Annotated in this window: 13 protein-coding genes; all 13 read left to right on the top strand. The window is 34.5% G+C overall.

Features of this window, described 5'->3' with window-relative positions; all coding sequences use genetic code 11:
* Positions 1–104 precede the first annotated feature (104 nt).
* Positions 105–1,010: a phosphate butyryltransferase gene (yqiS, locus tag ACFCYN_RS11325; protein WP_098121354.1), complete on the top strand. Its 906-nt coding sequence runs from the start codon at positions 105–107 to the stop codon at positions 1,008–1,010.
* A gap of 30 nt (positions 1,011–1,040) precedes the next feature.
* Positions 1,041–2,135 (top strand): branched-chain amino acid dehydrogenase, encoded by a 1,095-nt coding sequence (gene bcd, locus ACFCYN_RS11320; protein WP_098171050.1) that lies wholly within the window; start codon positions 1,041–1,043, stop codon positions 2,133–2,135.
* A gap of 116 nt (positions 2,136–2,251) precedes the next feature.
* Complete coding sequence (gene buk / locus ACFCYN_RS11315) at positions 2,252–3,346, top strand: butyrate kinase (RefSeq protein WP_172443930.1); 1,095 nt, start codon at positions 2,252–2,254, stop codon at positions 3,344–3,346.
* 19 nt (positions 3,347–3,365) lie between these two features.
* On the top strand, positions 3,366–4,787 hold the full coding sequence (gene lpdA / locus ACFCYN_RS11310) for a dihydrolipoyl dehydrogenase (protein WP_172443931.1): 1,422 nt from the start codon (positions 3,366–3,368) through the stop codon (positions 4,785–4,787).
* 96 nt (positions 4,788–4,883) lie between these two features.
* Positions 4,884–5,888: a thiamine pyrophosphate-dependent dehydrogenase E1 component subunit alpha gene (locus ACFCYN_RS11305; protein WP_172443932.1), complete on the top strand. Its 1,005-nt coding sequence runs from the start codon at positions 4,884–4,886 to the stop codon at positions 5,886–5,888.
* Between the two features lie 16 nt (positions 5,889–5,904).
* Positions 5,905–6,888, top strand: coding sequence for an alpha-ketoacid dehydrogenase subunit beta (locus ACFCYN_RS11300; RefSeq protein WP_172443933.1), 984 nt, complete (start codon positions 5,905–5,907; stop codon positions 6,886–6,888).
* 27 nt (positions 6,889–6,915) lie between these two features.
* Positions 6,916–8,244, top strand: a complete 1,329-nt coding sequence (locus ACFCYN_RS11295; RefSeq protein ID WP_172443934.1) for a dihydrolipoamide acetyltransferase family protein — start codon at positions 6,916–6,918, stop codon at positions 8,242–8,244.
* Between the two features lie 444 nt (positions 8,245–8,688).
* Entirely contained in the window at positions 8,689–9,159 is a 471-nt protein-coding gene (locus ACFCYN_RS11290; RefSeq protein ID WP_172443935.1) for a GNAT family N-acetyltransferase, read from the top strand.
* 344 nt (positions 9,160–9,503) lie between these two features.
* Entirely contained in the window at positions 9,504–10,751 is a 1,248-nt protein-coding gene (locus ACFCYN_RS11285; RefSeq protein ID WP_172443936.1) for an MDR family MFS transporter, read from the top strand.
* Positions 10,752–10,844: 93 nt separating this feature from the next.
* The gene (locus ACFCYN_RS11280; RefSeq protein WP_375949369.1) at positions 10,845–11,093 is read left to right on the top strand and encodes a hypothetical protein; all 249 of its coding nucleotides are present in this window, start codon (positions 10,845–10,847) and stop codon (positions 11,091–11,093) included.
* 133 nt (positions 11,094–11,226) lie between these two features.
* Complete coding sequence (locus ACFCYN_RS11275) at positions 11,227–11,538, top strand: hypothetical protein (protein ID WP_375949367.1); 312 nt, start codon at positions 11,227–11,229, stop codon at positions 11,536–11,538.
* An 85-nt stretch (positions 11,539–11,623) separates the two neighbouring features.
* Positions 11,624–12,061 (top strand): BrxA/BrxB family bacilliredoxin, encoded by a 438-nt coding sequence (locus ACFCYN_RS11270; protein ID WP_172443939.1) that lies wholly within the window; start codon positions 11,624–11,626, stop codon positions 12,059–12,061.
* Positions 12,062–12,500: 439 nt separating this feature from the next.
* Positions 12,501–12,992 (top strand): NUDIX hydrolase, encoded by a 492-nt coding sequence (locus ACFCYN_RS11265; RefSeq protein WP_375949365.1) that lies wholly within the window; start codon positions 12,501–12,503, stop codon positions 12,990–12,992.
* The last annotated feature ends 144 nt before the right edge of the window (positions 12,993–13,136 follow it).

Here is a 13,136-nt window from a genome sequence, read left to right as displayed (position 1 = left end):
AAATGTAAGGCTTTTCAACTATTTTTAAAATAGTTCCATCCTTTTTGAAAAGTTGGCACGCTAATTGCTTTATATAGTGTGAGGGGATGAAAGGAAGGGCTTCAATGAATTTAAAAGATATAATGATACTCGCGAAAAGTCATTCAATGCAAACAGTAGCTGTAGCAGTAGCTGAAGATTTTGAAGTAAAAGAAGCAGTTTCATTAGCATTAGATAATGACTTAGCAAAATTTTTACTTTTCGGAAATGAGCAGACCATCTATGAAATGTATGAAGATTTATTAAAAAATGAACAATTTGCAGAAAAACTAACAATCGTTCATTCTAATACAAATAAAGAGGCTGCTAAAAATGCAGTTGTAGCTGTTCGCTCTGGCGAAGCTTCAATTGTAATGAAAGGTAATCTTTCATCTTCAGTTCTTCTGAAAGAAGTGTTGAATAAAGAATATGGCTTAAGAGATAAAGGCGTTTTATCACATGTAGCAATATTCGATGTACCAGGTAGAGAAAATGCAGTCATCGTAACTGATGCTGCAATGAACATTGCACCTACATTAGATCAAAAAGTGAAAATTGTTGAAAACAGTGTTGAAATTGCAAGGAAAGTAGGAATCGAAACCCCTAAGGTTGCTGTACTAGCAGCTGTTGAAGTAGTAAATCCTGCGATGCAAGTTACACTAGATGCAGCATCACTAACTGTCATGAATACAAGAGGACAAATTAAAAATTGTATTATTGATGGTCCATTAGCGCTTGATAATGCCATTTCTGTTGAAGCAGCTGAACATAAAGGTTTAACTGGAGAAGTAGCTGGGCGAGCTGATATTTTATTAGTGCCAACAATAGAAACTGGAAATATTCTATATAAATCTTTAGTCTTTATGGCTAACGCAGAAGTGGCTGCACTAATTGCTGGAGCTAAGGCACCGATTGTTTTAACTTCGCGTTCTGATTCAGCAATGACAAAGTTATATTCATTAGCATTAGCTATATGTAATTCTAAAAAATAAACTTACACATTTTAAGGGAGCTGTTATTACATGGAAATCTTCAAATACTTAGAAACTTACGATTATGAGCAAGTAGTTTTCTGCCAAGACAAAGAATCAGGATTAAAAGCGATTATCGCTATTCATGATACAACTTTAGGTCCAGCTTTAGGCGGAACTAGAATGTGGACTTACGAATCAGAAGAAGCTGCAATTGAAGATGCTCTACGTTTAGCAAAAGGTATGACTTATAAAAATGCTGCTGCTGGCTTAAACTTAGGTGGAGGAAAAACAGTAATCATCGGTGATCCACGTAAAGATAAAAACGAAGCAATGTTCCGTGCATTCGGACGTTATATTCAAGGCTTAAATGGACGTTATATTACTGCTGAAGACGTAGGTACTACTGTTGCTGACATGGATTTAATCCACGAGGAAACTGATTATGTTACAGGTATTTCACCTTCATTCGGTTCTTCAGGTAACCCATCTCCAGTTACTGCATTTGGTGTATACCGTGGGATGAAAGCTGCTGCAAAAGAAGCATTTGGTACTGACAGCTTAGAAGGTAAAAAAATTGCAATCCAAGGTGTTGGTAATGTTGCATACAGCCTATGCGAATACTTACATGAAGAAGGCGCACAATTAATCGTTACTGATATTAATAAAGAAGCAGTACAACGTGCGGTAGAAGCATTTGGAGCTACAGCAGTAGATCCTGATGATATTTACGGTGTTGAATGTGATATTTACGCTCCATGTGCATTAGGTGCGACTATTAACGATAAAACAATACCATTATTAAAAGCGAAAGTTATTGCAGGTTCTGCAAATAACCAATTAAAAGAAACTCGCCATGGTGATTTAATCCATGAATTAGGAATCGTTTATGCTCCTGACTACGTAATCAATTCAGGTGGAGTTATTAACGTTGCTGATGAGTTATACGGATATAACTACGACCGTGCAATGAAAAAAGTTGAAGGCTTATATGATAACATTGCAAAAGTTATTGAAATTTCAAAACGTGATGGTATTCCAACATATTTAGCTGCTGATCGTTTAGCTGAAGAACGTATTGCTACAATGGCAAAATCTCGTAGCCAATTCTTATCTAATGGTCACAACATCTTAAGCAGAAGATAATTAACTGATTTAAAAAATTCCTTTATTTTTTAGATGGAAAGAAAGAGTGGAGTAATAAAAGCTCTTTCTTTCTAGTTATAAAGGTAAGGTAAACTTAGAAGGGAGAGTGTTGACAAATGCATCGTATTTTAGTAATTAATCCTGGCAGCACATCCACAAAGGTTGGTGTATTTGATGATGAAAAACCAATTTTTGAACAAACAATACGCCATGACGATGAAGAAGTAAATAAATATAAAACAATAATTGATCAATATGAATTTAGAAAAAATGTTATTTTAGAGGTTTTACACAAAGAAGGAATTAACATTTCTAAATTAAGTGCTGTATGTGGCCGAGGTGGACTACTTAGACCAATCGAAGGTGGAACTTATGCAGTAAATGAAATAATGTTAGAAGATTTGAAAATTGGCTATAGTGGTCAGCATGCATCAAATCTTGGTGGAATCATTGCCAATGAAATTGCACAAGGGTTAAACATTCCAGCATTTATCGTTGATCCAGTAGTTGTTGATGAGTTAGAACCAGTAGCAAGAATCAGTGGACAATCACTTATGGAAAGAAGAAGTGTTTTCCATGCTTTAAACCAAAAGGCTGTTGCACGAAAAGTGTCAAAACAGTTAGAACAGTCATATAACGATTTAAATCTTATCATTGCCCATATGGGTGGTGGGGTGAGCGTCGGTGCTCATAAAAAAGGACGAGTAATTGACGTTAATAACGGTTTAGATGGTGAAGGTCCATTCAGCCCAGAACGTGCTGGAACTGTACCAATCGGTGATTTAATTAAACTTTGTTTCTCTGGTGACTACTATATTAACGAAGTTCAAAAAATGATGGTTGGTCAAGGTGGATTAGTGAGCTATCTTGGTACTGCAGATGCAATTAAGGTAGAAAACATGATTGAAGATGGCGATCAAAAAGCCGCTTTAGTATATGAAGCAATGGCTTATCAAGTTGCTAAAGAAATTGGTAGTGCCGCAGCAGTACTTGAAGGCGATATTGATGCAATTATCTTAACAGGTGGAATTGCTTATAGTGATTTTATTGTTAATGAAATTACAAAAAGAGTTAAATGGATGGCACGTGTAATTGTTTTACCAGGTGAAAATGAACTTCAAGCTCTTTGTGAAGGTGCACTTCGAGTACTTCGAGAAGAAGAAGAAGCAAAAATCTATCCTGGAGAAAATGCAGTTAAATCTTTAGTATAAATGTGAGGAGAATTTCATCATGGCAACAGAATATGATTTAGTCGTACTCGGTGGCGGTACAGGTGGCTACGTAGCTGCTATTCGTGCTTCTCAATTAGGATTAAAAGTAGCAGTAGTAGAAAAAAATAAACTAGGTGGTACTTGCTTACATGCAGGTTGTATTCCAAGTAAAGCATTACTACGTAGTGCTGAAGTTTTTTCAACTGCTAAGAAAAGTGAAGAGTTTGGTGTTGAAACATCAGGCGTAACTTTAAATTTTAGCAAAGTACAACAAAGAAAAGAAAATATCGTTGCCGGTCTTCATAAAGGTGTAGAACACTTAATGAAACAAGGTAAAATCGATGTATACAGTGGTTTAGGACGTATTTTAGGACCTTCAATTTTCTCTCCAATGCCTGGAACAATTTCTGTGGAGATGAACGATGGCAGCGAGAATGAAATGTTAATCCCTAAAAACGTATTAGTCGCAACTGGTTCAAGACCAAAGTCTTTACCTGGTTTAACAATTGATGGTGAGCATGTAATGTCATCTGATGAGGCGTTAAAAATGGAGTCTCTACCCGAGTCAATTATTATTGTTGGTGGCGGTGTAATCGGTATTGAGTGGGCTTCAATGTTAGCAGATTTTGGTGTTGATGTAACAGTAATCGAGTACAGTAAAACTATTTTACCTTTAGAAGACGAAGAAATTTCTAAAGAAATGACAAGATTATTAAAGAAAAAAGGAATCAAATTAGTTACAGATGCAAAAGTTTTAGCTGAAACTTTAGTTATCGATAATGGCGTAAGAATTAATGCGCTTCATAAAGATACTGAAAAATCATTCACTGCTGAAAAAATGTTAGTATCAGTTGGTCGTCAAGCAAATGTTGAAGGAATCGGCTTAGAAAATACTGACATCGTAGTTGAAAATGGTTTTATACAAACAAATGATTTCTACCAAACAAAAGAATCTCATATTTATGCGATTGGTGATGTAATTGGTGGTTTACAATTAGCTCATGTTGCTTCAAGAGAAGGTACTATTGCTGTTGAGCATATTGTAGGCAATACGCCACTTCCATTAGATCCAACTATGGTTAGTAAATGTGTATATAGTAATCCAGAGGTTGCATCAGTTGGTTTAACTGAGCGTGAAGCAAAAGAAAAAGGTTATAAAGTTAAAAAAGGTAAATTCTCTTTCCGTGCAATTGGTAAAGCATTAGTATATGGTGAACATGACGGATTCGTAAAAATAATTGTTGATGAAGAGACAAATGACCTTTTAGGTGTTCACATGATCGGACCACATGTTACTGATATGATTTCTGAAGCTGGATTAGCTCGAGTTTTAGACGCAACTGCATGGGAAATCTCTCATACAATTCATCCACATCCTTCATTATCTGAAGCGATTGGTGAAGCAGCACTTGCTGTTGAAGGATTAGCAATTCATTCTTAATAAACTATTGAAAAGTAGAGAACTAATCTCTACTTTTCATCTCAAAATATGATTTAAACGCTTCCACATTTTTTAAGTGGTAAAAGGGGGATATTTATGGAAAAGGTTACAACTACAAACCGTCATGAACAACTTGGTTTATCAAATGATGACGTTTTAAGTATGTATGAAACAATGCTTTTAGCACGTCGAATTGATGAGCGTATGTGGTTATTAAATCGTGCTGGTAAAATTCCGTTCGTTATTTCTTGTCAAGGTCAAGAAGCAGCGCAAGTTGGTGCAGCTTATGCATTAGATAATACAAAAGACTATGTATTACCTTATTACCGTGATATGGGTATTGTTTTACAATTCGGAATGACAGCAAAAGAATTAATGCTTTCTGGTTTTGCAAAAGCTGAAGATCCAAACTCTGGTGGCCGTCAAATGCCAGGTCACTTCGGACAAAAGAAAAACCGTATCGTTACAGGTTCTTCACCAGTTACAACGCAAGTACCTCATGCAGTAGGTGTAGCATTAGCTGGTAAAATGGAAGGTAAAGATATTGTATCATGGGTTTCTTTTGGTGAAGGTTCTTCAAACCAAGGTGATTTCCATGAAGGAGCTAACTTTGCTGGTGTACATAAGTTACCAGTAATTTTCATGTGTGAAAATAACAAATATGCAATCTCAGTACCTATTGAGAAACAATTAGCATGTGAAAATGTATCTGATCGTGCAATCGGATATGGTATGCCTGGTTTTACTGTTGATGGAAATGATCCATTAGAAGTTTACCGTGTAACAAAAGATGCAGCTGACCGTGCTCGTCGTGGTGAAGGTCCAACATTGATTGAAGCTGTATCATACCGATTAACTGCTCACTCAAGTGATGATGATGATCGTGTTTACCGTTCTCGTGAAGAAGTAGAAGAAGCAAAAAGTAAAGATTGTTTATTTACATTTGCTAAATACCTTCATGAAGTTGGTGTCTTAACTGAAGAATTAGAAAAAGAAATGGATACAAAAATCCGTGCAATCGTTGATGAAGCAACTGATTACGCAGAAAACGCTCCATATGCAGCACCTGAGCATGCAATGAAGTTTGTTTACGAAGAATAAGAGGGGGTAGGACAATATGGCAGTAATGTCTTATATAGATGCAGTAACTTTAGCGTTAAAAGAAGAAATGGAACGCGATCCAAAAGTATTCGTATTAGGGGAAGACGTTGGATTAAAAGGTGGAGTATTTAAAGCGACTAATGGTCTTTATGATCAATTCGGTGAAGACCGTGTTTTAGATACGCCACTTGCAGAATCTGCAATTGCAGGTGTAGGTATTGGTGCTGCAATGTACGGACTTAGACCAGTAGCTGAAATGCAATTCGCTGATTTTATTATGCCTGCAGTAAACCAAATTATTTCTGAGGCATCAAGAATTCGTTACCGTTCAAACAATGACTGGACTTGTCCTATTACAATCCGTGCTCCATATGGTGGTGGCGTACACGGTGCACTTTACCACTCTCAATCAGTTGAGAAGGTATTTGCAGGTCAACCTGGTTTAAAAATTGTAATGCCATCTACTCCTTATGATGTTAAAGGATTATTAAAAGCGGCAATTCGTGATAACGACCCAGTAATATTCTTTGAACACAAACGTGCTTATCGTTTAATTAAAGGTGAAGTACCTGAAACTGATTATGTACTTCCAATTGGTAAAGCTGATGTAAAACGTGAAGGTGAAGATATTACAATCATCACTTACGGATTATGTGTACATTTTGCTCTTCAAGCAGCAGAAAAATTAGCTCAAGATGGCATTTCAGCACATGTTTTAGATTTACGTACAATTTATCCATTAGATAAAGAATCTATTATCGAAGCTGCTGCTAAAACAGGTAAAGTTTTATTAGTAACTGAAGATAATAAAGAAGGAAGCATTATGAGCGAAGTAGCAGCAATTATTGCTGAAAATTGCTTATTTGATTTAGATGCTCCAATCGCTCGTCTTGCTGGCCCTGATGTTCCAGCAATGCCTTATTCACCTACAATGGAAAAATTCTTTATGGTTAATCCAGATAAAGTGGAAAAAGCGGCTAGAGAACTTGCAGCATTTTAATGGCACTGTTTGAAAAAGGGGGACATAATGATGATCGAAAATATTAAAATGCCTCAATTAGGTGAAAGCGTAACAGAAGGTACAATTAGTAGTTGGTTAGTAAAAGTAGGGGACCATGTAAATAAATACGATCCTCTTGCTGAAGTTATGACAGATAAAGTTAATGCAGAAGTACCATCTTCATTTACTGGCGTTATCAAAGAATTAATCGCGAATGAAGGCGACACTTTAGCAGTTGGAGAAGTCATTTGTACAATTGAAGTAGAAGGCGCTTCTGGTGAAGTAGCTGCTACTACAATTGAAGAAAAACCAGCTGAAAAAGTTGCACCTGCAGCACCAGTAGCACCAGTTCAAACACCAGTAGCTGCTGCACCTGCGCAAACTATTTCTAAAACAGATGAATCAGGTAAAGTACGTTTTTCACCAGCTGTACTTCGTATAGCACAAGAAAATAATCTTGACCTTTCACTAATTCCTGGTACAGGAAACAATGGTCGAGTTACTCGAAAAGACGTTTTAAATGCAATTGCTAATGGTGTTCCTCAAGCTGCACCAGCTCCAGTTGTAGCTCAAACTCCAGTACAACCAGTTGCAGCACAAACTGCTCCTGCTGTTGAAGTAGCTAAAGCACCAGCTCCTGTTATTCCTACAGCAGTTGGCGATATTGAGATTCCTGTTACAGGCGTACGTAAAGCAATTGCTGCAAATATGTTACGTAGTAAGCACGAAGCTCCACATGCTTGGATGATGATCGAAGTTGATGTAACAAACTTAGTTAATTACAGAAATAGCCTTAAAGACTCATTCAAACAAAAAGAAGGCTTCTCTTTAACATTCTTCGCATTCTTTGTTAAAGCAGTAGCTCAAGCACTTAAAGAATACCCAATGATTAATTCAATGTGGGCTGGCGACAAAATCATCCAAAAGAAAGATATTAACTTATCGATCGCTGTTGCAACTGATGATGCATTATTCGTACCAGTAATCAAAAATGCTGATGAGAAAACAATCAAAGGTATTGCACGCGAAATTACTGAACTTGCTACAAAAGTTCGTACTGGTAAATTAAAATCAGACGAAATGCAAGGTGGTACATTCACAGTTAATAACACTGGATCATTTGGAAGTGTACAAAGCGCAGGAATCATTAACTATCCACAAGCTGCAATTTTACAAATTGAAAGCATCGTAAAACGCCCAGCCGTTGTAAACGGAATGATTGGCGTACGCGATATGGTTAACCTATGCTTATCACTTGATCACCGTGTCCTTGACGGATTCATTTGTGGTAAATTCCTAGGAAGAGTAAAAGAAATCCTAGAAAACACAACAAAAGAAAATACTAGTGTGTATTAATAGATAAATTAAAGAGATTGTCCTTTAAGGGCAATCTCTTTAATTTATCTTGATTATATCTTTAGAAGCATGAAACTAACTTGGAAGGTAATATTGTGTCACTACTTGAAAAGTTAAGAACGAAGACCTACAAAGCACAACCAGTCAAAAGAGTATACATACCCCATCCAGTAATTAAACAACTTGTTAATGAGTGAAAGTAAGGTTCGATATTCACTTTCAATGCAAAAAAAGTAACGTTCACACAAAGGATAAACAAAGTTTAGTCCTAATCAGACTTTTATTTTTAATAAAGATTTTAACCTTAAACTGGAATTTCAGTTGTGCAGAAGTAGGGATACAAGCCTATATCTCCTACTGAATAGGATGGAATATGTTTCGAGTTCTATGATAAAATTGAATAATCGTACTAATCTGAAATTAATAAAAATAGGGGTGGATTTTATGCTAGTCGAGAAAGAGGGCTATTTCATATCAACTAATAAAGAATTATTAAACAGAGAAGTCATTTATAATTTTTTAGACAAAGATTCATATTGGGCAAACGAAATTCCATTTGATTATATAGAGCGGTTTATTAAAAGTTCATTCTGCTTTGGTGTCTATAAGGGAAATCCAGAAGCAAATGAACCAAACCAAGTGGGCTTTGCAAGAGTCGTGACTGATGGGGTAACATTCGCCTACCTCGCAGATGTATTTATCCTACCTGATCATCGTAAAAAAGGTTTATCTAAATGGCTAATGGAACAAATCATGAATGATGAAAATGTATCAATAGTTCGAACGTTTATGTTAGGAACGAGAGATGCACATGACTTATATCGTAAATATGGTTTTGAAGTCATAGATAATAGTAAAAATAGATTTATGGCAATTTTAAAAGACAATTTGTATAAGAATATGAAAAGTAAATAATAAGAACGCGGTTGTAGGTTAGAAAATCATATTTTTTAGTTTACTAAAATGTTATTTTCTAACCTTAATCCAGCTTAATCCTTTCCTTTTATCTTGCAGGCCTCTCACAGTTCCTAATTACTTTAAGTTTCTCTGACTTAGCCTTTAGACTTCTCTTATTCGATTCATCTCTGCATTTCTTAGGAATAGTCCTTCACTAAAATTTATTCATCCTTAGTTAAAGATTTCTCTTTATTCACTGAACCATCCCTTTTTTTGTCTAGGAACTAATCCCTTTACAAACTGTAATATTTGTAAGATAATTTACAAATATGTGACATCTTAGAGAAATAGGGGGGGATAAGATGTTTAAAAATTTATCTGCCGTACATCCTGTTGCTTGGAATATCGTAATTGGAACTTTGTTCGTTAGATTTGCTAGCACAGTAAGTATGCCGTTTTTAGCTATTTATTTAACTTCGGTTAAACATATCTCACCTGCAATGGTTGGGCTTATGTTAACAGTTTCATCATTTTTAGGGGTGTTTTTCAGCTTCATAGGAGGAACTCTTTCTGATCGTATTGGGAGGAAAACTATTTTACTATCGAGTATTTTCTTATGGTCTATTACGTTAGTTGGTTTTGGGCTAGGAGATTCGTTTATATGGTTTTTTGTACTGAATTCGATCTTAAATATTTGCTCATCATTTTTCGAACCTTCTTCAAGGGCATTGCTTTCTGACATAACCGATGAGAAATCAAAACTGTTAGTCTTTAATTTGCGCTATGCTGCAATAAATGTTGGGGTGGCAGTTGGTCCTTTAGTTGGTTTATATCTTGGAAGTTCTAAGAGTACATTACCATTTGTATTATCTGGAATTGTGTACTTTTTTTATGGGCTAACATTATTATACATGTTGTCAAAACATAAAATCGGAGAAGTTAACTCTGCGCCAACTAATAAAGTTTCGATGAAGGCATCGTTTTCAATTTTACGCAAGGATGTTATCTTTGCTTTAACGATTGTTACAATTTGTTTTTATGGACTTGGTTATTCACAAAGCTTTTCTACAATGTCTCAATATTTTGCGAATGCACCACAGTTTCATAATGGGATTAAATTATACGCTTATTTAACAACAATCAATGCAGTTACTGTGGTAATACTTCAGTTTCCAATTGTAAGTAGAATGAAGAATTTTTCACCTACTGTATCAATGATGATCGGAAATATCATCGTTAGTCTAGCGGTTGCTGGGTTCGGTTTATTTACTAATTTTTTCTTATTAGCAATCGTTATGATTATTTTAACAGTAGGAGAAATCTTTGCTTTTACATTTACAGATGTATTTGTAGATCAACTTGCTCCAGAAGATTTAAAGGGAACTTATTTTGGCGCGATGGGATTCTCAAAACTTGGATTTGTTTTCGGTCCTGCGCTAGGGGGAAGTTTGTTAGCTTACTTCGGATATGAAAAGGGCGGACATGGTTTTGTTATTATTAGCGCAATTGCTTTTCTAAGTTTTCCAATGATGTTTTTTGTAAATCGTCTTTTTCAAAAAAGGAAAGAAGTCGAGATTCAATCGGAAACGAAGTTAACTGTTAATTCTTAAAGAACGCTAAAAGCGTTCTTTTTATTTTATCTAATAAAATTTCCATCCATTTCCAATTAATGTGATACATTATAATAAGAAAGGGGAGATTTCGTGAATAAATATGGTTGGCTCTCGATTATGATGGTTGGAATCAGCATAATTCTATCTTTTTTTATGAAAGAATACACTAAATACCCTGGCATATTCCTTATCTTTTTCTGCATCTTGTCATTGAGTGGAGTGATTTTTGCATTCCTCTCGAAAAAAATAACAAATATCATTCTTGGTACGTTTTTAAATATCGTAGCATTTATTTCCTTTTTCTTATTAGTATTGGCATTTGGTATTGGTGAAATGTAGATAAGGTTTGATTAATCAGAATTTAATCGATATAAGTGAATTCTTTCTAAATAGAGTTTTTTCAAACTAAAAAAGTATGTGTTAGATCACTTCCTCATATATTTGTATAAACAAACGATATGGAGGGAGAGAGATGGACGAACTTCTTTTTGATCAACTGAAATTAGTAAGTTGGGACTGTATAATTTTAGAAGGTGCTAGTGAACAAGAAGAAGAGTTAATGAAAAATGTATTATCTACATTACATTCAATTGGATTAAAAAATAAAATCGATGCAAAAATATTATTTATTGCAGGTGATGTGGAAAAGATTAATCAATTTGAAAATAATAATCCATATGTAACAGTTATTCGTGTCGTTGAAGAAGTTAATGATAGTTATCAATATGCAATATCTACTTTAGCTCATCTACCGATTATTATTGATGAGTTAGTGAATGAATGAAAATATAATAGTAGCAGGTTTAAAAGCTTGAATTAATAGTCTCTAAATTGGTAAGATGAAAAAAAGCACGTAAGGAGTAGATGAAATGAATATGAATTTTAACTTTTTTATGAATGATGTTGTCCATACTGCACGTCAAGAAATCGTAGCGGCTGGTTATGCAGAATTAAAAACACCTGAGGAAGTCGAGCAAGCATTAGGAAAGAAAGGTACAACACTAGTAATGGTGAATTCGGTATGTGGTTGTGCAGGTGGTATTGCCCGTCCTGCAGCAGCACATTCAGTACATTATGATGCAAGACCTGATCAATTAGTTACCGTGTTTGCAGGGCAAGATAAAGAAGCTACTTCAAAAGCACGTGAATATTTTACTGGAAAAGCTCCTTCTTCTCCGTCATTTGCATTATTAAAAGATGGTAAGCTTGTTGCAATGGTTGAACGTCATGAAATTGAAGGACATGATCCAATGCAAGTTGTTCAAAAACTTCAAACTTATTTTGAACAATACTGCGAGGAAATTTAATTAAGTTTAAAAAAGTACAAAAATTTATGGGTAGAATTCCATAAATTTTTGTACTTTTTTTGTACATAATATTATTATGTAAACTAAAGTGTAACTGGTAATTTCAGTTAATTATTTTATAAATAAAATAAAAGATAAAAAAGAAGGAAATTACGGCTAGTGAGCAGGTGAAAATTAAAAGCTTTAAAGCATCTTTATATGCTGACTCGTCATACTTTACTCGAAATGCGAAGGATTCCAATCTATGCTTTTTTGATTTTCTATATTGATTTAAATCGATAATATTTGATTGATCCACAACACACCTCTCCTTTATTGTATATATATTATTTAAATTTTAAAATATTCTAAAAAATTAGTAAAGTTTTTCAATGCACAAATTAATAGCAAATTATGCCATAATTAATGGAATAAAGTAGACTAATGGATTGAAAGGAACGTGTACATTTTGAAATATACTTTATGCTTTATTAAACGAGAAAATGAACTTTTAATGTTAAATAGAGTAAACGCTCCAACAATGGGAATTTGGAATGGTGTTGGTGGAAAAATAGAAAAAGGTGAATCAATTGAAAGGTCTGTACAAAGAGAAATTGCTGAGGAAACCGGTATTCAAATTGAAATGAATCAATTAACTTATAAAGGTAAAGTAACCTGGCATGAAGAAGATGTGGATTTTGGTGGTATGTATGTATTTCTTGCTGAAGTGTCCGATCGTTTACTATTTGATACTCCTATAAAAACGGACGAAGGTATTTTAGATTGGAAAAAAATTGATTGGGTAATCGATGCAAAAAATCAAGGAGTAGGAGAGTGTATTCCTTTTTTTCTTCCCATTCTATTAAATGATGATCATAACTATCACTATTCCTTTTATTATAAGGAGAATAGAGTTGTGGATTTTGTGGTAGAAGAAGAAGTATTAATATAATGAAATAATTTATAAATGAATAATGTAATCATTTTAGTGAAAATACCATTTCGAAAATGGTATTTTTTTTATGAATATGAATGAAAACGCTTAAATTTAGGAAATTATCAATTTTATCGTAAAAAACATAACAATTTACAAGGC

Source organism: Gottfriedia sp. NPDC056225 (assembly GCF_042267765.1).
Classification (GTDB): Bacteria; Bacillota; Bacilli; order Bacillales; family Bacillaceae_G; genus Gottfriedia.
The sequence above is the reverse complement of the archived record's forward strand: the minus strand, read 5'-3'. Positions and strand labels throughout refer to the sequence as shown.